At 60.7% G+C, this 22146-nt stretch carries 23 protein-coding genes and 5 pseudogenes; 9 read left to right on the top strand and 19 right to left on the bottom strand.

All coding sequences use genetic code 11. The features are described 5' to 3' along the window. Positions 1–21 precede the first annotated feature (21 nt). From LWH94_RS17275 to traJ, 14 genes are all read right to left on the bottom strand, one after another. On the bottom strand, positions 22–276 hold the full coding sequence (locus tag LWH94_RS17275; RefSeq protein ID WP_232903040.1) for a ribbon-helix-helix domain-containing protein: 255 nt from the start codon (positions 274–276) through the stop codon (positions 22–24). 29 nt (positions 277–305) lie between these two features. Continuing rightward, the gene (locus LWH94_RS17270) at positions 306–956 is read right to left on the bottom strand and encodes an AAA family ATPase (protein ID WP_232903039.1); all 651 of its coding nucleotides are present in this window, start codon (positions 954–956) and stop codon (positions 306–308) included. 97 nt (positions 957–1053) lie between these two features. Continuing rightward, entirely contained in the window at positions 1054–1395 is a 342-nt protein-coding gene (locus tag LWH94_RS17265) for a hypothetical protein (protein ID WP_232903038.1), read from the bottom strand. Next, positions 1395–2147: a GIY-YIG nuclease family protein gene (locus LWH94_RS17260; RefSeq protein ID WP_232903037.1), complete on the bottom strand. Its 753-nt coding sequence runs from the start codon at positions 2145–2147 to the stop codon at positions 1395–1397. Before LWH94_RS17260 ends, LWH94_RS17265 begins: the two co-directional genes overlap by 1 nt. A gap of 5 nt (positions 2148–2152) precedes the next feature. Then, the gene (locus LWH94_RS17255; protein WP_232903036.1) at positions 2153–2785 is read right to left on the bottom strand and encodes a recombinase family protein; all 633 of its coding nucleotides are present in this window, start codon (positions 2783–2785) and stop codon (positions 2153–2155) included. A 273-nt stretch (positions 2786–3058) separates the two neighbouring features. Next, positions 3059–3286, bottom strand: a complete 228-nt coding sequence (locus tag LWH94_RS17250) for a type I toxin-antitoxin system ptaRNA1 family toxin (RefSeq protein ID WP_232903035.1) — start codon at positions 3284–3286, stop codon at positions 3059–3061. Positions 3287–3353: 67 nt separating this feature from the next. Next, the gene (locus tag LWH94_RS17245) at positions 3354–3623 is read right to left on the bottom strand and encodes a hypothetical protein (RefSeq protein ID WP_232903034.1); all 270 of its coding nucleotides are present in this window, start codon (positions 3621–3623) and stop codon (positions 3354–3356) included. A 12-nt stretch (positions 3624–3635) separates the two neighbouring features. Then, on the bottom strand, positions 3636–5297 hold the full coding sequence (trbL, locus tag LWH94_RS17240) for a P-type conjugative transfer protein TrbL (RefSeq protein ID WP_232903033.1): 1662 nt from the start codon (positions 5295–5297) through the stop codon (positions 3636–3638). Positions 5298–5306: 9 nt separating this feature from the next. Further along, positions 5307–5543 carry an entry exclusion lipoprotein TrbK gene (trbK, locus tag LWH94_RS17235; RefSeq protein ID WP_146411753.1) on the bottom strand — a complete coding sequence of 79 codons (237 nt, stop codon included), beginning with the start codon at positions 5541–5543 and terminating at the stop codon, positions 5307–5309. Between the two features lie 12 nt (positions 5544–5555). After that, the gene (gene trbJ, locus LWH94_RS17230; RefSeq protein ID WP_232903032.1) at positions 5556–6323 is read right to left on the bottom strand and encodes a P-type conjugative transfer protein TrbJ; all 768 of its coding nucleotides are present in this window, start codon (positions 6321–6323) and stop codon (positions 5556–5558) included. A 218-nt stretch (positions 6324–6541) separates the two neighbouring features. Then, the gene (locus LWH94_RS17225; RefSeq protein ID WP_232903031.1) at positions 6542–6958 is read right to left on the bottom strand and encodes a type II toxin-antitoxin system VapC family toxin; all 417 of its coding nucleotides are present in this window, start codon (positions 6956–6958) and stop codon (positions 6542–6544) included. Next, on the bottom strand, positions 6955–7209 hold the full coding sequence (locus LWH94_RS17220) for a FitA-like ribbon-helix-helix domain-containing protein (protein WP_232903030.1): 255 nt from the start codon (positions 7207–7209) through the stop codon (positions 6955–6957). Before LWH94_RS17220 ends, LWH94_RS17225 begins: the two co-directional genes overlap by 4 nt. Positions 7210–7293: 84 nt before the next feature. Then, positions 7294–9072 carry a TraI/MobA(P) family conjugative relaxase gene (traI, locus tag LWH94_RS17215; RefSeq protein ID WP_232903029.1) on the bottom strand — a complete coding sequence of 593 codons (1779 nt, stop codon included), beginning with the start codon at positions 9070–9072 and terminating at the stop codon, positions 7294–7296. Beyond that, positions 9069–9443 carry a conjugal transfer transcriptional regulator TraJ gene (gene traJ, locus LWH94_RS17210; RefSeq protein ID WP_232903028.1) on the bottom strand — a complete coding sequence of 125 codons (375 nt, stop codon included), beginning with the start codon at positions 9441–9443 and terminating at the stop codon, positions 9069–9071. Before traJ ends, traI begins: the two co-directional genes overlap by 4 nt. Before the next feature lie 385 nt (positions 9444–9828). Between traJ and LWH94_RS17205 the strand changes: the two genes are divergently transcribed. Beyond that, positions 9829–10230 carry a TraK family protein gene (locus tag LWH94_RS17205; RefSeq protein ID WP_232903027.1) on the top strand — a complete coding sequence of 134 codons (402 nt, stop codon included), beginning with the start codon at positions 9829–9831 and terminating at the stop codon, positions 10228–10230. Between the two features lie 111 nt (positions 10231–10341). Here the strand turns inward: LWH94_RS17205 and LWH94_RS17200 are convergent, their stop codons facing one another. From LWH94_RS17200 to LWH94_RS17190, 3 genes and pseudogenes are all read right to left on the bottom strand, one after another. Next, the gene (locus tag LWH94_RS17200) at positions 10342–11283 is read right to left on the bottom strand and encodes a DNA-binding protein (protein WP_232903026.1); all 942 of its coding nucleotides are present in this window, start codon (positions 11281–11283) and stop codon (positions 10342–10344) included. A 1144-nt stretch (positions 11284–12427) separates the two neighbouring features. Next, the gene (locus tag LWH94_RS17195) at positions 12428–13513 is read right to left on the bottom strand and encodes an IS5-like element ISPst12 family transposase (protein ID WP_011913346.1); all 1086 of its coding nucleotides are present in this window, start codon (positions 13511–13513) and stop codon (positions 12428–12430) included. A gap of 81 nt (positions 13514–13594) precedes the next feature. Continuing rightward, a pseudogene (locus tag LWH94_RS17190) lies at positions 13595–13966 on the bottom strand (helix-turn-helix domain-containing protein); the annotation flags it as partial. Positions 13967–14210: 244 nt separating this feature from the next. On the opposite strand from LWH94_RS17190, the pseudogene LWH94_RS17185 reads away from it, so the two are divergent. The 8 genes and pseudogenes from LWH94_RS17185 to eutC all read left to right on the top strand — a co-directional run. Beyond that, a pseudogene (locus LWH94_RS17185) lies at positions 14211–14354 on the top strand (type III glutamate--ammonia ligase); the annotation flags it as partial. Positions 14355–14446: 92 nt separating this feature from the next. Further along, a complete protein-coding gene (locus LWH94_RS17180) occupies positions 14447–14992 on the top strand; it encodes a dimethylamine monooxygenase subunit DmmA family protein (RefSeq protein ID WP_073675588.1) in 546 nt (181 codons plus the stop codon). Next, the gene (locus LWH94_RS17175; protein ID WP_042921414.1) at positions 14989–15933 is read left to right on the top strand and encodes a PDR/VanB family oxidoreductase; all 945 of its coding nucleotides are present in this window, start codon (positions 14989–14991) and stop codon (positions 15931–15933) included. Before LWH94_RS17180 ends, LWH94_RS17175 begins: the two co-directional genes overlap by 4 nt. Before the next feature lie 64 nt (positions 15934–15997). Further along, a complete protein-coding gene (locus LWH94_RS17170) occupies positions 15998–17026 on the top strand; it encodes a heme-dependent oxidative N-demethylase family protein (protein ID WP_073675587.1) in 1029 nt (342 codons plus the stop codon). Between the two features lie 153 nt (positions 17027–17179). Next, positions 17180–17257: pseudogene (locus tag LWH94_RS19680) on the top strand (hypothetical protein); the annotation flags it as partial. Positions 17258–17419: 162 nt separating this feature from the next. Continuing rightward, positions 17420–18679, top strand: a complete 1260-nt coding sequence (gene eutH / locus LWH94_RS17160) for an ethanolamine utilization protein EutH (RefSeq protein ID WP_232903024.1) — start codon at positions 17420–17422, stop codon at positions 18677–18679. An 85-nt stretch (positions 18680–18764) separates the two neighbouring features. Continuing rightward, positions 18765–20159: an ethanolamine ammonia-lyase subunit EutB gene (locus LWH94_RS17155; RefSeq protein WP_232903023.1), complete on the top strand. Its 1395-nt coding sequence runs from the start codon at positions 18765–18767 to the stop codon at positions 20157–20159. Between the two features lie 15 nt (positions 20160–20174). Next, complete coding sequence (eutC, locus tag LWH94_RS17150; protein WP_150548061.1) at positions 20175–20984, top strand: ethanolamine ammonia-lyase subunit EutC; 810 nt, start codon at positions 20175–20177, stop codon at positions 20982–20984. Between the two features lie 104 nt (positions 20985–21088). Here eutC and LWH94_RS17145 read toward each other — a convergent pair. Together LWH94_RS17145 and LWH94_RS17140 are read right to left on the bottom strand one after the other, a co-directional pair. Next, positions 21089–21466 (bottom strand): annotated as a pseudogene (locus LWH94_RS17145) (glutathione S-transferase family protein); the annotation flags it as partial. Next, a pseudogene (locus tag LWH94_RS17140) lies at positions 21463–22146 on the bottom strand (Tn3 family transposase); the annotation flags it as partial. The pseudogenes LWH94_RS17140 and LWH94_RS17145, both read right to left, overlap by 4 nt.

Raw genomic sequence — 22146 nt, 5'->3', positions numbered from 1 at the left:
TAAAAATATTCATTGTCTATTTTAATCATATTCTTTAAGTGCTTTATAAAGTGCCATGGAAATGAAGGCTGAACGGCCCGTTCCCATCGCCTCGGCCTGCTCGTCCACCTGGCGCAGCAGCTCGCCCGCTATAGTGATGCTGATCTGCCGCTTGTTGCCTTTGGTAATGCCTTTCTCATATGGCGCACCCTTGGCGACACCGGCTCCGGCATCAGGCGCGCCCGTCAAAAAAGCATCCGTCTTGTCTTGTGTCTTAGGTTTCTTCTGAATTGCCATTGCATGTTCCTCTAAGCTCTTTTGAATATTCAAGAGCGATTAAAAATAGGTTCGATAAGAGCAGCCAGTTCAGCCATAGCTTTAGGGTCTTTCGGGGTCAGCTCACCAACGGCCAGCCCGGCCCCGCCTGCATTGCTGAACGCTTTACGGCGACGGATCGCAGTTGGCAGGTAGATAAACTGCGGAACCTCGGCCACAGCCTCGGCGGCTTCAGCGTTGTCGGTCGAACGGTCGCCAGGGTCGGCCATGTTCAGAACCGCGTAGGCTTTCAAGCCGTCGCGGACGCTGTGTGCCTCATCGACCAGGACGGCCATGTCATCCAGCGCCCACACGTCATAGGAACGCGGTGCGAAAGGCACTAGCAGAATGTCGGCTAAGATCAGCGACGCCCGGAGCGCGGTAGAGTCACGCCCGCCGACATCAATAACAATGTCATCCCACTTGTGCGCTTGTTGCTGCACCTGGGCGCGCAGTTGCGGCCCGTCCGGGTATTGAGCGCAGGCAATGCCGGGCAACTTCCCGGCCTCAGCCCTAGCTGCAATAGACGCCGCTGCCGTACCTTGCCTGTCACCATCAATCAGCCACACGTCCCGGCCTTCTAGGGCGCGACTAACTGCTATCTGTACGGCCAGAGTCGTTTTACCAACTCCGCCCTTTGTATTTGCTATTGCTATAATCATCTTTTCCGCCTTATTGAATATTCAAAGTAGGATGTAAGTATCCTATTTTACTCGCGGCGTGTCAATCCATTTTGAACTTAATTTGAATATTCAAAAACTATTCTTTAAGATGCTTCCTTCGAGCTAGTTCCGCTCGCATCCAGGCGGCAGACTCCGCCATGTCCCGGCGCAGCTCGGCCAGCTCGTCGGGCGTCAGTCGTCGCACTGCCGGTTCGGCAAGCTCCACCCCAAAACGTAGCCGGTGCCATTCCTCGGTTTCAGCTTTTGGATACCAGACAGGTATCCCCCGCTGGGTTGTGTTGCCCTGGTCATCCTCCCGATCCTCGAAGGCGGCCACCCATTGTTCGGCCTCGGCTTCTGGCGGCTGGTCATATCGGCGTTTGCTCTTGATCGCCGCATCCAGTGCTAGCAAGCGCTGGTTATCTGTTTCCCTAGTCATCAAGCGGACTCCTTGTTGAAAGCCCGGTATAGGGTCGAGCGATGCACCCCCAGCAGGGCCGCCGCTTCCTTCACGGTGCGGCCTTCCTGGTCAACGAGGGCGCGAGCGTGGGCGATCTGCTCCGGGGTGAGGGTAGGGGGCGGGCCGAACTTCACGCCCTTGGCCTTGGCCGCCTGGCGTCCGCTCCTGGTGCGGTCGATGATTAGCGAGTTCTCCCAAGCCTTGAGGTTCGCCAACGTAGAAAGGAGTGTTTCGCCTACCTCGACGGTGTCCGGCAAAATTTGACTTTCGCGCACCCGCAAACGAACCCCCGAACGCTGTAGCTCCGTTCCTCTATTCAGTAGCTCGGTTAGGTTGGTGGCAAGGTCGGCCAAATTATTAATTTCGAGAACGGAACCGGGAATAAGGTGCTTGGTATCCATCGTTTTCGGCAAAAGGCTACACACTTCCGAAATATGAACACGTTCAGCATTTTCCTGGACGAATCTTATTACTTCGGGCAGCGCATCAATACTGAACCATTCAGTGTACCCGTCAGATACCTCTTGAATATCCAGACGATTAGCCTGAAATATAAAGTGCAAAGTTTTTTCCAAGCGATAAGCGTCAGACAAAGAACCAACCTGAATCTTATAGCTACCGTCCATGTTGATCTGTTCTTGTAGTTCTTTGGCTCTCTTTATCGGCGAATTGCTCACTCCAACTTTGAACCTACTTTCATAGGCATGGACGAGCAAATAAACAAAACTCATAATTATTAATCTCCCTTACTCTGATATTTCGCCCATATCCGTTTGACCTGGGACGCACTGAACCCGGATAGTTTGGCCGTTTGGGCAATGCTGTTCCCGGCACTGCGCAGCGCAATCACCTGGGCGTGGCGTTTAGGATCAGCCTGGCGGCCCTTGTACTTGCCTGCCTGTCGGCCCAGTTCGATCCCCTGCCGCTGACGTTCCCGGCGGTCCTCGTAATCGTCACGGGCCATCTGGAGTGCCAGGCGCAGAAGCATGTCCTGGACGGACTCCAGCACCACCTTGGTGACGCCAGTGGCCTCGGCGGCCAGCTCGGACAAGTCCACAACGCCAGGCACGGCAAACCGTGCGCCCCGCTCGCGGATCGCACTCACCAGGCGCTCGGCTTCATCCAGGGGCAAACGTGATATGCGGTCCATTTTCTCGGCTATCACCACCTCGCCCGGTTGCAGATCGGACACCAGGCGCAGCAGCTCCGGGCGGTCTGCCCGCACTCCGCTGGCCTTCTCACGGTAGACGCCCGCCACGTAGTACCCGGCGGCCTTCGCGTCCTCGATGACCTTTTCCTGGCGTTCCATGTCCTGTGTGTCAGTGCTGACACGCAGATACACCCGTGCCACACGCAACGGCTTTTCCATTTAGCCCCCTTGGGTATATTCAAATGACCCAATCATATCGCGCATGGCTCATTCAGTGAATGGCTATCTATATGAGCGAGGCGCAGCGACACAACCCATATGCGCTAGGTGTGTAATAGACGGAAACTGGCTGGGGGGGGGCGATCTAACGACGCTAGGGGGGCCGATTGCACGTACTAGGCACGTACATTCACACACACCCGAACCGTCTATTACACACCTCCAGAAACACAAAAGGCGGCCCGTGGCCGCCTCTACTGTCGCTCTTCGTGGTTAATTGGGCATCGCCTGCCGGATGGTGGCTAACGCCTCCTGGAAGTCCTCCGGCGTCGCTCGGCCAGTTTCAGCCTGGTAATACAAGATCGTAAACATATTGGCGACCGCCTCCGCGACGGGCGAAATCTGCCGGGCGGTTTCCTGGTCGATGAACTCCAGGGCGGCCAGCTCGGTCGCTGCCTGATGAATTGCTTGCTGAACTTCGATATTATGTGTGGTTGTCATGTGTCACCTCTCTGTCAGGTGGTATGTGGAAATACGGGCCGGTGCACCATCACCGGCCCGTGTGCCTTTAAAGTCCGGTACTGGAAAACCCGGCGGCTTCTGAAAACGGGGTCTTCCCGGTCCCAGCCCCCGCATCGTTGCTAATGCGTGTGCTGCTCGATGCTTCCACCCTGCCAGTAGAGTCCGGGCGGTTCACAAAGGCTGTAATCTCCGCCTCAGTGTCTTTTTCCTCCTCGGTCCTTGGCTCAACAACCGGCACAAAATTGGCCTCTGTGGTGGCCTCCTGGGCCTCGTCGAGCATGTCCAGGGCAGCCATAAAATTACGTTGTGTCGTCATCGTGGTATCTCCTTACGTGGCCTGCTGGCCTCGGTTGACAAAGCTGGCAACCTCTTCATTGCGTTCCTGCTGGCGTTCCTGGGCATACGAAACGTAGTCCCCAACGTCGAAGGTGTGCTTTTCCGGGTCGCGTGCTTGCCACTCAGCGTGTGATTGGCGGGCCTTGTCCTGGTCCTCGCTGGACAGTGCATCAAAGCCGCCTGTTTGGTTTACCCAGCCGCCGCCGTTGCCACCGCTCAAGCTATCGCTATCGAACGATGGTGAAGAGCTATCCGTCCCAGCATCGTTATCGCCTTTCGGCTCCATGCTTTCACGGATCGAGGACGCCAAGCGCCCGCCGGCAGTCTGGTTTACTTTATCCTGAAACTTCCCGGCTATCTTGGAACCAGCCCCTTTAGCCAGCTCACCCGCCGTACCAGCCACCAAGGAAGCGGCTCGGCCAAAGCCACCACCTGGAGTGCCAGAACTAGAGCCGCCAGACGGTGAAGAACTGGCAAAGCCCGCTGCTTGAGCGAATGGGGTATCACCTGTGCTCACGTTATCGCTGCCAGTGTCGCCACTACCCCAACCGCCGCCGGTATCACCAGAGCCACCACCACCGAAACTCGGCATGTCTCCCCCGGACATATTGGACTGTGCCTTGGTAAAGGCAGCTTTGATGGCACTCGCACCACCAACGGTATTCGCCGCACCTCCCAACATCGCAGCACCAGCCATTTTGGCCCCGGCCATTCCCATGCTTGCCGCTGTCATCGCAGCCCCCACGGCGGCACCGGCACCAAAGGAGCCAACTCCCATAGAACCGACACTACCGCCTGTCACCAGGCCGGAAATCATTGGGGGAACCTTGTTCACCAGGAACAGCAGGACCAGGGATATAACGAACATGACGGCCAGCTCCTGACTTGCCATGTTCTCTGGCCGCAGTTGGCCGTGGTAATCCACGAGAAACTGCCTACCGATCGCAACAATCAACACCATTGCCAACAATTGGGCCGCCAAACCAAGAATGGCTTTGTAGTAGTTAATCGCCATGTCAGAGGTCCAGCGCGAGCCGCCAAAGCCCAGGAAGAACACCCCGGCATAGAGCAGTATCCAGCTGGCCGCCAATAACAGCAGTAGGTTGATAGAAATAAGCGCCAGAACCACCAACACGGCCAGAGCCATCAGCTCCATCATTAACGCGGTCGGGAACTGTCGCCAGCTCAGTTCTGAGGTGGCCTTGACAGTCTTATCGTAAAGCTCGAATCCCATATCCAGGATGCTCGATGGCCCAAGCGTGCTACTACCAAGCCCCCCGGCTTCAGCTCCAAGTTGCTGCAATGAAGCAATGATGGTTCCGGCGATATTCATGCCATGGGTGGCATTGGAAAGCAGCCACCAGAAAAAGCCGGTGAACATGATGAAGCGGACAAGCTCGGCAAAGAACTCGCCAATGTCGGCCTTGCGCAGTGCCATCATGCCGAACGTCCAGACCATCGAAATTACAACCAGCGTCCAGAACAGACGGGTGGCAGCGGCTTCAATGGCTGGCCCCCATGTTGATGCAGCGGCGTGAAAGCGGTCCAGCACATCGTCCATGATGTTAGTACTGGACAGCTCCTGAGCCATTGCCGTATCGGACAGCATGACGGCAGCCATCACACCCAATCCACCAAAGATAAATCGTTTCATGATGCCCCCTTAATATCTGTCGGGGGAGCTGGGTTTGAATTCCCATTCACCCATCTGCTGAGCTTTGTGGAAAGATTCGCACTCGGCAGCAAACGCCTGGCGTTTCGCCTCACTGCTGATCTCGGAAAGGGCTTGTTGATAAGCATCGCCGGTGCAGGTGGCTTTGTTGGGTTCCGGCGGAGTCTCCTCACACCCAGCCAACAAAACAGCAGTAACGGCCAGCATAGGGAAAATTGATTTTTTCATGTGATGGCCTCCTTAGTAGCGGTCTGCTGAGCTGGGTTGGTATTCCCAAGTGCGAAGTTGCTTTTCCAGGGCTTCCCCTCTGGCACTGTCATCCAGCTCAGACGCCAGGCGTGTCGCTTCGGCATTCTGCTGAGCAATCAGCAGGCTGCGGATTTGCAAGAGCTGGTTGGCCTGGTTGCTGGCGAGCTGGTTGGCATAGCCAATGGCGGCCAGTTGGCCGTCTGCGTCCTGGGCGGCAGATTGCAGGCGGACAAGCTGTCGGGCGTCGGCTTCCAGATTGTCTTGCTGCTGCTCCAAGCCTCTAAAAACCGCGTCGTTGGCCCTTTTCTGAGACTCGGAGGCTAGGCGGCGGTTTTCATCCATTGCGGCCCATTCGGCATCGCTGCATCCCGCAGGAGAGAAGCATGGCGAGCCACGGTAATAGGCCACGTCCTGGAACTTGCCCAGGTACGCATCAAGGCTGCCAAGCTGGTTTTGGTAATAGGCGAGTGTGTTGGTCGCCTGGTTCAGATCGTTGATGGTGCGCTGCGCCTGGTCCCAAATATGAGCCGCCGGGGCCATCGTGTTTTGCAGTTGGTTTTCATACTGCTGGAGTTGGGTTTGGTATTCCTGAATCTGCTTGAGCGTCTGCGCAACGGCTTCCATCGCGGACATGATGTTTTGCGTCAGATTGGTGCCATCGACAACAGGGATACCCGCCAGGGCAGGCATAGGAGTGGTCAACGCCATAGAAATGGCGAGCGCGGCAGATTTAGCCGCTAAAAAGCGTACTTTTTTCATGACTGAGTGCTCTTAGTTTCGTTTTGCGACTAAGTTGCACCCACCAACCTGTAGGGCTGCCAGTGGCAGCGACTCTACTCCTGCTGATAATTCAGCGGTGAATGTGGACCTACTATGGATAGCTCGTCACTTACTATCCCGGCGTCCAGACCAGCGCGACACCGTTAAAACGCGCGGCCTCTTTGGTTAAACATCGGTGTCATTGTCCCGGGGAACGGTTAGGATTCCCAAGGGTTAATTACGTCTACATTGGCCGCCTCAAAGGGGGCCATGTCGCGGGATGCAACCTGGTAGCCCTGTGATGCGGCAATGGCAGCAATGTAGCCATCCGGCACAGGGAAACCACGCCCGGCAGTTCTGGCGGTTACGGCCAGATCCGCGTACTTGCGGGCCGCATCCGTGTCAAAGGGCAATACTCGCTCCTTGAACAACTGCATAAGGCCGTCCAGGGCCTCACTCAGCAGGTCCTTACGCTTCCCGTTCGGCAGCGCCGCAATGCCAAACAACAGTTCGGCCAGCGTCACGCTGGACAGGTACAGCGTTTCGGCTGACTGCTCATTAAGCCAGGCTCTCACGGCTGGATCAGGTTCGGGTTTCATCGCCTCGGAAACGACGTTGGTATCCAGGACGATCATTCAAACCTCATAGGCTCAGCCGGTGTTTTGTCGCGCACCTGCTCGAAGACTTCAAAGTCTTCATTGGTCAGCCCAACCTTACGGCCCAGCTCAGCCAGGGCGTCACCCATTTTGAGGCGAGTTTCTGGCCGCGTGACCTCTTCCAGGATGGCCCGTACCTCGGCCTCGGCGCTGCGGTGATGCAGCTTGGCCCGCGCTTTCAGTGCATTGTGTACTTCGTCAGGAATGCTCCTGATGGTCATCATGCCCATAGTGTTAACCTCCTATTGCATGCGGTAGTGACAACTGCGCCCTACCTGCATCCAATATAACATAGTGAATGCAAAAGGCAAGCATTACCGAGACCGGCCTTTTTTCTGCCGCTTCGCCTTCTTGGCGTCCATCTCGGCCCGCAACTTGGCCTTGCGGCGCTCCTGCTCGCTTGGCCCCTGTGGTGGCGGTGTCGGCGTCTTGGCCGCCTGTCCCTCAAGATGCAGCACATCGGCCTGCGACAGCGATTGCAGCCGGTTACGGCGTATCGGGGGGGGCTGCCCGATAGGCGGCACGCCTGGCCGTTTGCTTCGGGGCTTGGCCTGGGTGGTGCTCTCACCGTTCGCCAGGGCCTGGCGGCGACGTTCCAGCCCGGCATCCGCAAACCTGATAGGCAACTGTCCATCCACTGCCGCCTTGATCACCCGCGCTTTGAACTCCGGTGAACCGTTTACGGTGATGCGTTCGCCGTAGCGCTCCATTGCCATCCTTAGCGCGTTCTGGATGCCTGCCTGGTCGGACTCCCTGGAGACCTGGAGCCGTTCGCCATCGTCGCGCACGGCGCTGGCTCCGGCCCGGTAAATGATGGTCCCTTTCTTGGTGATGTTGTCGATCACCGGCGCATGGCCGGGCTTCGCCTGACCTTCACCCTTCAAAGTGTTGCCCTTGAGGCCCTGGGCGGCCTCTCTGGCCCGCAACGCGGCCAGGGCCTCGGTATCGCCCTGCTGGGCCTCCCGTTTGAGCCAGTCGGCCCAGGTGCGGCGCCCGTGGGCTTCATGGATCGCCTGGCGTTCCTCCCGGTACTGCTTCTGGATCGCGTCAATGTCGGCTTTCAGGGCGCTGCTGGCCTGCGCATACAGCACTTTCTTGGTCAGCCTGCCGCTGGTGAGCTTGATGGCCGCCCGCCGGGCCTTGCCCTTCTTCTTGGCGTTCTCAATCCGGCGGTCTTTTTGCCGCCTGGCTTTTTCCAGGGCCGCCATCTTGTTGGCCGCCGCGCTCTGCTGTTCTGATTTGAACCGGGCGTAAAGCTCGGTGGTGTTCACGCGCAGCCGTACCGGGTCTTTTCGGTACTGGCGGCGGGGCTTGGCCTGTTGTGCCTGGTCAGGCTCGAACGGGCCGAAACGGGCCTCCAGTTTCGGCTTGGAGAAGTCCCGTCCCAGGGTGCTCGCCTTGACCGCGGCGTCATCGCCAGACACGACAACCAGCCCATTCCCCCGCGCCCGGAGTTCCAGGCCGTTATCCCGCATGACCTGGTGCAGTTCGCCCCAGGACTGCGCCGCCTTGATCTCGTCCAGGCACTCGCGCTTGATCCAGCCAATCAGGCTTTCAATACCGGCGTGACGTTCCATGTCGGCGGCTCGCGCCTCGGCCCCGCGTCGGCGCGGCATGTGGTTGTCCTGCTGCAACCCATAGTCCCGTTCCATGACCTCGCACAGCTCGGCCAGCGTCTGGTGTGGGTAGTAGGGTTCGTGGATGGTGTTGCGCGTCGGGTGGATCTTGTTGACGGCGATATGGATATGCAGGTTGTCGGTGTCATTGTGAACGGCACTGATGCGCTGATGCTCGCCAAAGCCCAGCCCCTCGCAAATGCGGTCCTCGATGGCCGCCAGAGTGTCGGCCTCGATCTGCTCCCCGGCCCGGAAGCTGACAATCAGGTGATAGGTCTTGTCACTCTTCGCCCTGGTGTTGGCAAACTGGGTCGCCAGCACTTCGCTGATGGCATCCCGAACCGAATACGCCTCGCAGTTGGTCAACCGCACGTCACCCAGGCGGTGTTCCTTGCTCTGCTCGTCGGTGATGTAGTTCACCAGCCCGGCAAAGTCGGACTTGCCCAGGGAGCGCATGGGGACGTGTTTGGCAATCATGGCTCGGCCCTTGGCCGAAGTACGGACTCCATGAGGTGGCTCATTTGCTCCTGTGTCGCCTCGATGCGGCCCAGGACGGCCAAGATCGTATTGGCCCCCACATCGGCCACCCTGGCGTCATCCGTCAGCCACAGTTTCAGCAGGCCACCCAGGCGGCCCAGATCGCCGTTTACCCGAACCAGCTCGCGCACGTGCTCGGCGTCGGTCACGCCGTTGACCTGGTAGCCCTGGCCGACCATGCGCAGATAGGTCGAGGCACTGTGACCCGCCGCCCTGGCATTGGCCTCGATGGCCGCCCGTTCGTCGGGCAGACAATAGACCTTGATCGGGGTGCTGTTCTTTCTCGTTGTCTTGTTCTCGTTTGCCTCCATATCGGCGTCCTCTTTGTTGTTGCCAGCGAAGCTGGATAGCCCCGCAGGGCAGGATGACCGTTGAGCACCGAAGGTGCGAATAAGGGCCAGTGAAGAGGCTCCGCCATGCTTGCATGGTGGGCCTACTTCACACATCCTGCCCGCCTTTCGGCGTTAATTACTCCATGAAAAGTATACACCAGCACTTTAGATTTTCGCGCGATTTTTGCACAAAAAGGCGATTTTCTAGCTATAATGGCCGATAATTAACGATGAACGCGCTGTTATAGCGGCTTTACGCACACTTATAGCGATATAATTGCGATGAAATTAAAAGTACCAATGACACAAGCGGGTGAGATTCCAAGGGCTTGCTGACAGCGGGAAATGAACGGAAGGCACCACCATGACAACAGGAAAATTTGCGGATGAGCTGGCCGCCTGGGTGAAGAAAAAGCCCGCCAAACAGCCCCGCCAAGACCGGCACGTGATCGCGTTTCTGGCGGTGAAAGAAGATGTGAAATCGGCCCTCGATGCCGGTTACTCGATGAAAACTATCTGGGAGTACATGCAGGAAACCGGGCGGATTGCGACCCGCTATGAGACGTTCACGCTGCACGTGAAGCGGTATATCAAGAACGCCCCGGCTCCAGTTCGCCAGGCATCGCCACCGGCTGCCGCTGAACCCGCACCCCAGGCCAAGGGCAAGCCGAAATCGAAAACCAAGCAGACGGCCAAGAAAACCGCCGCACCTTCGCCCAGCGGTTTTTCCTTCAACGCCTCCCCGAACGCTGACGACCTGATTTAGCGGCTAAAGTGCCCGCCCCTCAAGTGTCAATGAAACGCACGAATGCCAGGCATGGCCTGACATTCAGTGTTGTTTTCCAAGGGGTTCCCTCCCCTTCGGCATCCCCGAAAGCTATTTCTTTGACGGTTTCGGCTCGTCCTCTGCCGGGCTGATACGAGCCAGCAGTGCCGCCGTCTGCTCCTTGTGCGTCTCGATCTGTCCAGCCAACCGGGCCGCTTCCTCACGAGCCTTGGCCGCGTCTTTCTGTGCCTGGGCGAGACTCTTGGCCGCCTGTTTAGCCTCCTGGGTCGCAGTGTCGGCCTGAGCCTGGGCTTTAGTCAGGGCAGCACGCTCCTGGTCGCGTTCGTCTCGTAGTCGTTCTATATCGTGATGGGCTTCGTTCAGCTCTGTGCGCAACCCGGACGCCTGTTGCTCCACCTGCTTAACGGTGGCCGTGGCTGTCGCCAAGTCAGCGCGTAGTGTCTCGATCTGCTCCGCCCGTTGGCTTGCCTGCTCCTGGGCCTTGTCACGCTCTGACCGCAGCCGGTCAGCTTCCCGGTGAGCGTGATCCAGTTCGGTGCGCAGTTCACCGGCTCTCGCCTCGGCGGTTCTGGCCTGCTCCTGGGAGGTTGCTACCTGCTGGCGAAGCTCGCCCGCTTCCTGCTCGGCATGGCTGGCCCGGCCATCCAGATCGGCACAGCGGGTTTTCAGTGCCTCCACTTCCTCGGCCAAGCGGTCGGCCAACTCGGTTGCCTCGGCCTGGGACGCCTCCAGCTCGACCCGGCTGGCGTCCAGGGCTTCCCGCTCTGCCGCCAATCGGCTGTTTGCCAACTCCAGGGCCAGGTCCCAAATATCCGCCCCCACTTCGGCCAGGCGTTCGGCTACGGCATCGGGCGCAGGCTCCCGGACCTTCTCGCCACTGGCTCGCTGCTGGGCCTTCCACTCCCGGAGCACGGGCGAAATGGTGGTGAAGCTGCCGCCGGTGATCTGGCGGATGGTTTCAAGTGTTGGGGTCTGACCTTCGGCGGCGATCTGGTTGGCGGCGTCGAGTATCTGTTCACGGGTAACGGCCATGTCTGAATCCTCTGTATGAAATGTAGTGTTGTAGTATGTTGTATAATACTACTACATACTACAATTTACAAATCCTACACCGATAAAAGTGGCCGTCTATTACACACCTACCAGGGGGGGGCCGATTTCACGCGCTAGGGCGTCCCTAAAAGTACGTGTCCACCCTAAGTGGCCATTTCTGCCAGCCGGTCAAAAAATCGGCTCTCTGTACTGCTCTGTGAGGCGTTTTTAGTGGTAGGGGTATGCTGACCCCTAGCTCTACCCCCTTTCGGCTCTCCTGTGGCTTCTCTGGCGCTCCTGTGGCTGTTCGTGGCCGCTGATTCTGCCGCCCTTCCTTCCTGGCGTTCAAACCTTCCACTGTCCTTGCCGTTGGCTGTGTGCTTCGACTTGGGCGCAGGCGGTGCCGCTGGCTCGATTTCTTCCCTGTCTAACCTTTGCAAGCTCTCCGGCAGCTCCTGGGCTTGAGTTGGGCGAGGGACTGGCGGCGGGCACGATCAGGACGCGCAGCCGCGCAGCGGCTCGATAGCGTCCAGGCCGCGCCTGTGGCGCGTCATCATCAGGCGGCCGAAGGCCGGGCGGAGCGAAGCGGAGGGCAGGCGAGCGCGTAGCGCGATTTTCGAACGTTTTGGCCTGCTTGAAGGGTCAGTATTTGCGCCGATCTGCGTTAAATATATATATTTAAAGTTAAATGTGCGCGCGCGCGTTACGGTGTGCTAAGCACACCGTAACCCCTTGTCATAGCTGGATTTCACGAAAGGGGGCGTCCCTAAAAGCACGAAAAGGGGTGTCCCTAAAAGCACGTGCCAATTCACAGGGCAAGCGTCCCTAAAAGCACGTGCCAATTCACAGGGCTGAGAGTTATCCACAAGCAGAGAAAACAAAGAGTTACAGCCTGCTGGGATGCAGGCTGGGGCGGCTGAGTGCATGTGAAAGTACGTGTATGGATGACCAGTCAGAAATTCATTTCCAACCCTATTTAGCAGGCCGTTGAAAAACTCGGCTTCAACTGCCCCAACCCGTCCGGTTTGGCGCTTTTTCAAGCGCTTTGGCCTAACGGAGTCCACACAAGGCCTGACTTCAGGCCTTTTTGACAGGTTTCAGCACCACGTTCACGCCTTTCGGCGTTTTTGGGGCGTAACTCGCCCTATACATGCGATCCTCGCCACCAACCCGACAGGCTACCCAGTCGGATCAGGTTGTAGACCGAGAAACCCAGCAATAACTGAGCACTCAGCTTGGCGCGACCGATCAGCTTGGTCTTGCGCAGGCCGCCAACCGTCTTCAGCCAGCCAAAACCTTCTTCGATCCGCTTGCGGATCTTCTGGCTGGCGGCATACCCCGGATGCCGCGTGGTGCGCCCATCGATGGCGCTGCCCTTGCGCTTCTGCGCCACATGCGGTGTCACTTTCAGCTCGCGCGCCCTCTGCACGAAACGCTTCTGGTCGTAATTCTTGTCTGCACCTACCGTGCTGCCCGGCTTGGCCGTGCGCTCCAGCATCTCCAGCGCCGCCTCTACCTCGGCACGTCCATTGAACTCGGTGCATTCCACATCCACGATCAGACCGTTGCGGTGCTCCATCATCGTGTGGGCCATGTGCGCCAGACGACTGGCATCGCCATTGCTCTTGCGCGCCAGCCGGGCCTCGGGATCGCTGGTCGATTGGTGGGTCGCGTTGCTGCGCTTCTCGCCCTTGAAGTCGGCATCGGGGTTGCGCGTGCCATCCTCCGGTGGGTCGCCGCCATCCTTCTTGATAAAGGACTTGTGCGAGGCCCAGGCGTCGATCAGCGTGCCATCGACGCTGAAATGCTCGTTGCTGGCGTACTCGGACCATGCGGCCAGCGACTTGATGCGCTGGAAGAACAGCCGCGCTACATCCTGGTTGAACAAGCGGTCACGGTTCTGGCTGAAGGTCGAGTGATCCCACATGCGCTCGTCCATCGACAAGCCGACGAACCAGCGAAACAGCAGGTTGAAATCAATCTGCTCGACCAACTGCCGCTCGGAGCGAATGGTGTAAATCACCTGCAGCAACGAGGCGCGCAGCAGCCGCTCCGGCGCAATCGAGGCCCGTCCCAGGGTGGAGTACAGCCCGTCGAAGTCCCGATCCATCGAAGCCAGAACGGTATCGACCAGGCCTCGCAGGGGACGCAGCGGGTGATCGTTCGGGATGCGCTGCTCCAGCGTCGTATAACTGAACAGCTCGTTTTGTTTGAGGTCGAGTCCACGCATCGGCTTGGGCTGGCTTCGGCAGAAGAGGATGGCCGCCATTTTGCCAGAGCCACGCGGGCTCTGGCTTTTTTCAACGGCCTGATAGGCCTCGAAGCTCTTCTTCGGCCCACGGGTGTGATTGAGCAGACGATAGGTGTGACCCTTGTCGGTGCCACGGCGCACCACTTCCAGGCCTTCGCCGCCTTTCACCAGCAGGGCGCTGCCACCTTGCTGGTCATACTGGCTGAACAGTTTCGACATGGGCATGCCGAGCACATCGCAGAGACGGCTCAGGGTGTCGAGGCTGGTGGAGACCTGGGCGTTTTCGATCTTGCTCAGCATGCCCTGGCTGATGCCGGCGATGCGTGCCACATCGGCGATCTTCAGTTCCTGCGCCTGCCGCTGGCGGCGGATCTGCATGCCCAGGTATTGCTCGAGCTTGAGACGGGGAGGGATTTCTGTAGAAGTCGTCATGCGTGCTTTTATCTTCTTGTGAATAAAAAATTCGCACTGAGAATGTGCGGGATGCCTTTCTTCGGTGCATTTTCACGGTTTTAATTTCCTCCTATGAAAGCATCTTTCCTTCACGGATAGAAGAATGACGGGCTTTCAGGGGATTTCGAACAGGTAGGGAGAGGTTGGCAAGCTGCTTGCATTTCTTTTGGGGAAATTAAAATTCCCCAGCGGAATAATGGCGACGCCACCGGAGGCCCCAACCATGTTGCCCAGCGAAACCCAGAAAATCATCGACCAGCACGGCATCAAGTACGTGCTGGCTCAGTTCGTCGATATCCACGGCGCGGCCAAGACCAAGTCGGTGCCGGTCTCGGGCCTCAAGGCGGTGGCCGAGGAGGGCGCCGGCTCATGCTTTCTCTGTAAGAACAAAAAGTTCTCCAGGGGAATTTTCTCTGGAGCAAACCGACCATCGCCTTGCTCTCACCCGGAGGGTTTCCGATGACAGCATCCAGTGCCGAACCCATGTTCAGTACCCCACGTTATGCCACCGAGGTGTCCCGACATACGGCCAGTCGCCGTATCGTGGTGGCGCAGCAGGCGAGCCTGGCCACCAGGCTGCTCCACCACCCTGCGCCGACTCTGCTGCTGTGCCTGGGCGAGACGTTGCCGGGCAGTGTCGAGCAGGAGAGCCTGCCCAGCAGCGAAGCGCTGTACCTGCGCTTGCAGATGCTGCTGGAGCAGGCCCAGGCCGGCACCCGCTTGTACGTCTGTGGCGATGAAAGCTTTCTCTGGCACGTTCATCGCCTGGCGCGGCAGGCCGGCCTGCTCGGCGACGAGATCGAACTGTTCAAGCAGGGCGCGCGACGCCGCCTGTACTGCGTGCACTGCGGGCATATTCAGGACATCGGCAGCGAAGGCGAGTGCACCTGTGGCCAGTGCCGGGTGAAGTTATTCGTCCGTGAGCATTTCTCCCAGCGCCTCGGCGCCTACATGGGCGTCTGCATCGACCCGGACAGCCCCTATGCGCCGGAGGTGCGGTCATGAGCGCGATGATCGAGGTGCAGGTCACCGACGTGCGTCAACTGACCCCGGTGGTGCGCGAGTTCAGCTTCCGCGCGATCGACGGCACGCTGCCGGGCTTTTCCTGCGGCAGTCACGTGCAGGTGATTTTGCCCACCGAGGGGCGCACGCTGCGCAACGCCTATTCGCTGCTGGGCGACCCGCGCGACACTGGTGCGTACCGCATCGCCGTGCGCCTGCAGGAGGCCTCGCGCGGCGGTTCGCGTTACCTGCACGAGCAGGTGCGGGTCGGCGACCGTCTGCAGATCGGTGCGCCGAGCAACCTCTTCGCCCTGCATTCGCAGGCCCGTCACCACATTCTGGTGGCCGGTGGCATCGGCATCACACCCTTCATGGCCTATCTGGCTGAGCTCGGCGCGCAAGGTGCTTCGTTCGAACTGCACTACGCCTACCGCAGCGGCCTGACCGACGCCTACGCCGGCGAGCTGCGCGAACGCCTGGGCGAGCGCTTTCATGGCTACGACGCCGCTGCCGGCCAGCGCCTGGACTGCACCAGCCTGTTCGCCGGCAAGCCGCTTGGCAGTCACCTTTACGTCTGCGGCCCGCAGCGCCTGCTCGATGAACTCAAGACTTTGGCTGGCGCCCACGGCTGGTCGGACGGGCGCCTGCACTGGGAGGCCTTCGCCGCACCCGAGCCGGGCCAGCCCTTCACCGTCGAGTTGGCGCGCAGTGGCCAGCGTCTGCAGGTGCCGGGCGACCACAGCCTGCTCGAAGCGCTGGAGGCGGCCGGTGTCGAGGTGCCCAACCTGTGCCGGGGCGGGGTATGCGGGCAATGCACCACGCGCTACCTGAGCGGCGAGGTGGAGCACCGCGATCACTACCTGGATGAGCAGCAGCGCGGTGAGGCGCTGATGCCCTGCGTTTCCCGTGGCGGCTGCCGCGGCACGCTGCTGCTCGATTTGTAGGGTGCGCCGTGCGCACCACAACGATTGTGACCGGTGCACTCAGCGCACCCTTCAGGAGAGAGTCATGCCCGTCGTAATGAAACCCGTGGAAACCTATCGCGACGATTTCACCTTCAGCAACAGCCCGCAGGCCATTGCCCGCTTTCCCTTTCCGTTTCCCGAGGACAGCTACATGTACTCGGTCAATATCGAGCCGGCCACGCCGCGTGAGCCGGGTTCGGTGTTCGAGCACTGGTTCGACATCGACGAGCACTACGTCTCGGAGATGGCCGAGCGCGCCCGCGTGCTGGAGCGCGACCCGCAGCGCTGCCTGATGATGCCGCACATGGCCCAGGCCGCCTGGGACACCCTGGAAATGTTGATGGAGCACCTGGCCGCCGACTACCCCGAGCATTTCGCCCTGCAGCGCGAGGGCGATCGATGGCTGTGGATCAACCGCCCGCTGGGCATCGAGCAGCGCTTCACCTTCGGCGATGCCAGCACCTTGCCCTACGAGCCGCTGGAGTACATCACGCGCCAGGCGCAGGGCGATTTCGCCGTGCTCGATCAGCGCGACGGCGACCTGTTCATGGACGCCGGCATGGTCACCTTCGCGCCGAACTGGTCGATCAAGTTCGACGCCGGCATGAGCTTCAAGCAGTGGCATGCCCCGGTACCGGGCGTGGCGCACCAGCTCGGCGTGTTCGACCGTGCGTTGAAGTACCTGCTCAACATCCAGGTCGGCCAGCCGGTGCGTCGCCTGAGCTGGACCATGACCATCAACCCGCGCCTGGACATCTCCTCGGAGACCTTCCACGAGTGGGGCCATGAGCTCGGTCTGGTGACGCCGGAGAACGTCGCGCGCCTGGTGCACCTGCACGTCGAGCTGCAGTTCATGCCGCGCCTGCCGCGCAGCAATGCGCTGCTGTTCGGCTTCCGCCACTATCTGATCAGCCTCGAGGAGCTGGCAACCAATCCGGCCTGGGCCTGCCGCCTGCACCGCGTATTGCGCGACCTGCCGGACGAGATCGCCGACTACAAGGGCCTGACCCGCTATCGCCAGACTGTGGTGGATTGGCTGCGCCAGTTCGACCCGCAGGCCCAGGCCGCCTGAACGCCACCGAGCTGCCTCTCCCACAAGCGGGAGAGGGGAGACGGAACCACCCGCCTGCGTGCAGGCCAACCGCACACGATAGGAGAAACTGACATGGCCAATTCCTGGCGTATTTCCGCCCTTGCCGAGCGTCACCGCGCACTGGGTTCCAAGCAGATGATGCTCGACCACTACCAGCAGACCAAGAACCTGCTGGTGAGCTACGACATCAATCCGCTGGGGTTCTTTTAATCCACCGTTGTTTACGGTCTGCCATGCACAAGACGCGGCTCACGCCCGTTCGGATCGTCCGCAAGCCGGCCCTGCTGCCTCTGCGCAGAGGGCTCGGCCAAGGCAGCGTTCGAGCGGGCCAATACCGCACCGTCACTCAATAAAGACAGTCAGGGCACAGCAATGGATCAGATAGGTAATTACGTTCTCTACATCATCATGGCCTGCGCCGTTGCAGGGGCGTTCGCGGCCATCTACGACAGCGAGAAGGGCCTGGGCAAGGAGTTCATGGAGGGCATCCACGCCACCGGCTACATCTTCGTACCGGTGGCCGGCATCATGGCCTCCATCCCGTATCTCACGGTGATCATCGAGAAGGCCTGCGGGCCGTTTTTCAACGCCCTCGGCGCCGACCCGGCACTGGCCGCGACCATGATCATCGCCTCGGACATGGGCGGCTATCACCTGGCATCGGCGCTGGCGTCGAGCAAGGAAGCGCTGGTCATGGCGCTGATCACCGGTTTCATGGGGGGTGCCACCATCATCTTCTCCATCCCCATGGGGCTGGCGATGCTCGATAAGCGTGACCACAAATACATGGCACTGGGCATCGTGTCCGGCATCCTGACCATTCCGCTCGGCGTACTGATTGCCAGCGTATTGCTGGTAGCGAGCGACCCGATGATCCGCGAAGTGGTCGCCACCAATGGCGAGGCGACCTATCAGCTGGCCATGGGCCTGGGCAGCATCTTCGCCAACCTGCTGCCGATCATCGTCTTCGTCGTCGCCCTGGCTGCCGGCCTGCGTTTTCTGCCGGATCTGATGATCAAGGGCTTCATCGGTTTCGGCCGTGGCCTGGACGCGATGATCAAACTGGTGCTGGTATTCTCCATCGTCGAGTACTTCACCGGGGTGTTCACCATCGTCTTTGGTGGCTGGGGCTTCGACCCGATCATCGCGGACGCCGAAAACCAGACCCGCGCCCTGGAAACCGCCGGCTACGTCGGCATCATGCTGGCGGGCGCCTTCCCCATGGTCTACCTGCTGCGCAAATACTTCGGCGGCCCGCTGGAACACCTGGGCAGCAAGGTCGGCCTGAGCGCCGTGGGCAGCGCCGGCATGCTCGCGACCATCGCCAATATCCTGGCCATGTTCCGCCTGGTGCGCTTCATGCCACCGAAGGACAAGGTGATCAACATCGCCTTCGCCGTCTGTGCGGCCTTCCTGCTGGGTGACCACTTGTCCTTTACGGCCAACTTCCAGCCCACCATCATCCTGCCAGTGCTGATCGGCAAGCTGATCGCAGGTTTTGCCGCCATCGGCCTGGCCTATTGGCTATCGGTGCCCAAGGCGCTGGAACTGGAGCAACAGGATCGCGCTGCCGGCATCATCGAACAGGATGAGTACCCGGTCGCAGGCAAGCCGCAGGTCAGCCCGGCCTGACAACCGCCGCAACGCCTGACGCCTGCCAAGCAGACGTCGGGCGTTGCCCGACGGCGAACGAGAGAGACTGGTTGAGGACAGATACATGGCAAGCTACTCCCACAGCATGGCCGGCCAGACCTGGCGCTTCGACAGCCTGCGCGAGCTGATGGCCAAGGCCACGCCGGCACGTTCCGGTGACTACCTGGCCGGCGTTGCCGCCAGCAGCGATGCCGAGCGCGCCGCCGCGCAGATGACGCTGGCCAATGTGCCATTGAAGACCTTTCTGCAAGAGGCGCTGATTCCCTATGAGAGCGACGAAGTCACCCGCCTGATCATCGACACCCATGATGCCCAGGCCTTCGCCCCGGTCAGCCACCTCACGGTGGGCGGGTTTCGCGACTGGCTGCTCTGCGACGACGCCGACGAAGCCAGCCTCACGGCGCTGGCCCCTGGGCTGACGCCGGAGATGGTCGCGGCGGTGTCGAAGATCATGCGTATTCAGGATCTGGTCCTGGTGGCGCAGAAGACCCGTGTGGTCACCCGCTTTCGCAACACCCAGGGGCTGCGCGGGCGCATGTCCACCCGCCTGCAGCCCAATCACCCGACCGACGATCCGGCGGGCATCGCCGCCAGCGTGGTCGACGGCCTGCTCTACGGCAACGGCGATGCCATGATCGGCATCAACCCGGCCACCGACAGCATGAGCGCCGTATGCACCCTGCTGGAGATGCTCGATGCGGTGATCCAGCGCTACGAGATTCCCACCCAGTCCTGCGTGCTGACCCACGTCACCAGCTCCATCGCCGCCATCGAGCGTGGCGCGCCGCTGGACCTGGTGTTCCAGTCCATCGCCGGAACCGAGGCGGCCAACGCCAGCTTCGGCGTCAGCCTCAAGGTGCTGCAGGAAGGCTACGAAGCCGGCCTGAGCCTCAAGCGCGGCACCCTCGGCAACAACCTGATGTACTTCGAGACCGGCCAGGGCAGCGCGCTGTCGGCCAACGCCAACCACGGCGTCGACCAGCAGACCTGCGAAACCCGCACCTACGCCGTGGCTCGCCACTTCAACCCGTTTCTGGTCAACACCGTGGTCGGCTTCATCGGCCCGGAGTACCTGTACAACGGCAAGCAGATCATCCGCGCCGGGCTGGAAGACCATTTCTGCGGCAAGCTGCTCGGCGTGCCCATAGGCTGCGACATCTGCTACACCAACCATGCCGAAGCCGACCAGGACGACATGGACATGCTGCTGACCCTGCTCGGCACGGCTGGCATCAACTTCATCATGGGCATTCCCGGCTCGGATGACGTGATGCTCAACTACCAGACCACCTCCTTCCACGATGCCCTGTATGCACGCAAGGTGCTCGGCCTGCACGCCGCGCCGGAGTTCGAGGCCTGGCTGGCACGCATGGGGATTTTCCAGCAACAGGGTGGCCGCCTGCGTATGGGCGATGAGCTGCCCCCGGCATTTCGCCAGGCGTTGGCGCAGTTGTCCTGATCAATCGAGGCCGTCATGAGCGAAAAGTCCCCCGCCACCGCAAATCCCTGGCAGCAACTGCGCCAACTGACGCCGGCACGCATCGCCCTGGGCCGCGCCGGTACCAGCCTACCGACCGCTGCGCAACTGGATTTCCAGTTCGCCCACGCCCAGGCGCGTGACGCCGTGCATTTGCCGTTCGACCACACTGCCCTGCGCGAAGCGCTGCATGATCGCCAGTTACCCACGCTGCTGCTGCACAGTGCCGCCGCCGACCGCCACACCTACCTGCAACGCCCGGATCTGGGCCGGCGCCTGCACGAAGATGCCGCACGCCTGCTCGATGACTACGCCGCCGAGCACGGCCGTGGCTATGACCTGGCCATCGTCATCGCCGACGGCCTGTCATCGCTGGCGGTGCACAAGCACAGCCTGCCCTTTCTCGACCGCTTGCTGGAACAGGTGCTGGAGGAAGGTTGGTCACTGGCGCCGATTACCCTGGTGGAGCAGGGCCGGGTTGCAGTGGCCGACGAAGTGGGGCAGCGCCTGGGGGCGAAGATGACGGTGATCCTGATTGGCGAGCGCCCCGGCCTCAGTTCGCCGGACAGCCTGGGCCTGTATTTCACCTACGCGCCGCGCGTTGGCCTCAACGACGCCTACCGCAACTGCATCTCCAACGTGCGCCTGGAGGGTCTGAGCTATGGCATGGCCACCTTCCGCCTGATGTACCTGATGCGCGAGGCCTGCCGCCGCCAGCTCTCGGGCGTCGATCTCAAGGACGAAGCCGAAGTGCCGACGCTGGACAGCGCCGGGCCGGGTAATTTTCTGCTGCCGGATCAGCGTTGAGATGCTGTCGCGGCTAAAGCCCCTCCCACCCAGCCGCTCACAAAGCCCTTCTCACAGGAGGTAAGCCTTGTGGGAGGGGCTTCAGCCGCGATCTTTACGACCGATCAGCACGCCTCGATACGGAAGCCCAGGCGCGGGAAGTGCACGTGTACGATGCCGGCACGCTCGTCCTCGCGGCGCAGGATCAGCTCCTCGCGCCCGGAGAACAGCAACTCACCCTCCACCGGATCGACCCCGTAGTCCACCGCTGCGATGCGTACCGCCTGGCCAGGCTGGAAGCCATTGGCATCGATAAAATCCTCGTCCGGGAGTGCTGCCGGCGTTGCCTCGCGCGCCACGGCGATAGCCTCTTCGCCGCTCATCTCGCTCAGTGAGCCATGCCCAAAGCCCAGCACCCGCGCCAGCCAGGCGGCGACTTCCGGATAATCGTCCACCAGGGGTGCCGTGATCGGTGTGGCGCGCAGGAACCACAACGGATGCGCGCCGCCAGCCATTCGGCACCGTCGAGCAGGCCAAGGCGCGGGTCGGCATAGCGCCAACTGGGCGAGACGAAGACATCGCGGCGGCGCAGGGCCGTGCGCAGCGCATCGAGCGTGCAGAACACATAGGCACCCATGTCGAGGGAGCCATCTTCGCGGGTGATGTGCTTCTGCCAAGCCTTGGCCACGATCTCCTGCGGCGCGTCATCCTCTGGCTTCCGGCGCGGCAGGTTCAGTTGCAGCCACTCCAGACTAGCCGCCACGCCCTTGCCGGCCGGGCTGAAGCCGAAGCGGATGTGCTTGAGCAGGTCGGGCAGGAAGCGGCGCACGCTGCGGTAGCGCGCTTCCAATGCAAGAAAATAGACGTCATCTACCGGGCGGATCAGCGCGTTGACCTCTTCCAGGGCCTTTTCCAGGGTGGTCCTCGGCAGGTCGTTGAACAGCCGGGCGCGCACGTTGTCATCGCTGATCGAGCTGTCCAGCACGACCTTGCACGCGGCGGCGAGCGTCGCGGCCGACCGATCCAGGTCTTTCAGGCTGCGCATGCGGGCTTTCTTGTCGGCCTTCTCCGCGTTGCTGAACAGGTCGCGCAGCAAGGCCTCCAGGACTTCCAGTGCGTCGTCGTGCGCAGTCGCCTCCAGGCAGAGTGCGAAGGCCACCAGTGTCGCCATCCGCCGCGACGC

This window comes from Marinobacter sp. G11, assembly GCF_021282325.1.
GTDB lineage: Bacteria > Pseudomonadota > Gammaproteobacteria > Pseudomonadales > Oleiphilaceae > Marinobacter > Marinobacter vinifirmus.
The sequence above is the reverse complement of the archived record's forward strand: the minus strand, read 5'-3'. Positions and strand labels throughout refer to the sequence as shown.

Coding starts and splice junctions, on each gene's coding strand:
- LWH94_RS17275 (WP_232903040.1), bottom strand. CDS start 276: ATGGCAATTCAGAAGAAACCTAAGACACAAGACAAGACGGATGCTTTT.
- LWH94_RS17270 (WP_232903039.1), bottom strand. CDS start 956: ATGATTATAGCAATAGCAAATACAAAGGGCGGAGTTGGTAAAACGACT.
- LWH94_RS17265 (WP_232903038.1), bottom strand. CDS start 1,395: ATGACTAGGGAAACAGATAACCAGCGCTTGCTAGCACTGGATGCGGCG.
- LWH94_RS17260 (WP_232903037.1), bottom strand. CDS start 2,147: ATGAGTTTTGTTTATTTGCTCGTCCATGCCTATGAAAGTAGGTTCAAA.
- LWH94_RS17255 (WP_232903036.1), bottom strand. CDS start 2,785: ATGGAAAAGCCGTTGCGTGTGGCACGGGTGTATCTGCGTGTCAGCACT.
- LWH94_RS17250 (WP_232903035.1), bottom strand. CDS start 3,286: ATGACAACCACACATAATATCGAAGTTCAGCAAGCAATTCATCAGGCA.
- LWH94_RS17245 (WP_232903034.1), bottom strand. CDS start 3,623: ATGACGACACAACGTAATTTTATGGCTGCCCTGGACATGCTCGACGAG.
- trbL (WP_232903033.1), bottom strand. CDS start 5,297: ATGAAACGATTTATCTTTGGTGGATTGGGTGTGATGGCTGCCGTCATG.
- trbK (WP_146411753.1), bottom strand. CDS start 5,543: ATGAAAAAATCAATTTTCCCTATGCTGGCCGTTACTGCTGTTTTGTTG.
- trbJ (WP_232903032.1), bottom strand. CDS start 6,323: ATGAAAAAAGTACGCTTTTTAGCGGCTAAATCTGCCGCGCTCGCCATT.
- LWH94_RS17225 (WP_232903031.1), bottom strand. CDS start 6,958: ATGATCGTCCTGGATACCAACGTCGTTTCCGAGGCGATGAAACCCGAA.
- LWH94_RS17220 (WP_232903030.1), bottom strand. CDS start 7,209: ATGGGCATGATGACCATCAGGAGCATTCCTGACGAAGTACACAATGCA.
- traI (WP_232903029.1), bottom strand. CDS start 9,072: ATGATTGCCAAACACGTCCCCATGCGCTCCCTGGGCAAGTCCGACTTT.
- traJ (WP_232903028.1), bottom strand. CDS start 9,443: ATGGAGGCAAACGAGAACAAGACAACGAGAAAGAACAGCACCCCGATC.
- LWH94_RS17205 (WP_232903027.1), top strand. CDS start 9,829: ATGACAACAGGAAAATTTGCGGATGAGCTGGCCGCCTGGGTGAAGAAA.
- LWH94_RS17200 (WP_232903026.1), bottom strand. CDS start 11,283: ATGGCCGTTACCCGTGAACAGATACTCGACGCCGCCAACCAGATCGCC.
- LWH94_RS17195 (WP_011913346.1), bottom strand. CDS start 13,513: ATGCGTGGACTCGACCTCAAACAAAACGAGCTGTTCAGTTATACGACG.
- LWH94_RS17180 (WP_073675588.1), top strand. CDS start 14,447: ATGACAGCATCCAGTGCCGAACCCATGTTCAGTACCCCACGTTATGCC.
- LWH94_RS17175 (WP_042921414.1), top strand. CDS start 14,989: ATGAGCGCGATGATCGAGGTGCAGGTCACCGACGTGCGTCAACTGACC.
- LWH94_RS17170 (WP_073675587.1), top strand. CDS start 15,998: ATGCCCGTCGTAATGAAACCCGTGGAAACCTATCGCGACGATTTCACC.
- eutH (WP_232903024.1), top strand. CDS start 17,420: ATGGATCAGATAGGTAATTACGTTCTCTACATCATCATGGCCTGCGCC.
- LWH94_RS17155 (WP_232903023.1), top strand. CDS start 18,765: ATGGCAAGCTACTCCCACAGCATGGCCGGCCAGACCTGGCGCTTCGAC.
- eutC (WP_150548061.1), top strand. CDS start 20,175: ATGAGCGAAAAGTCCCCCGCCACCGCAAATCCCTGGCAGCAACTGCGC.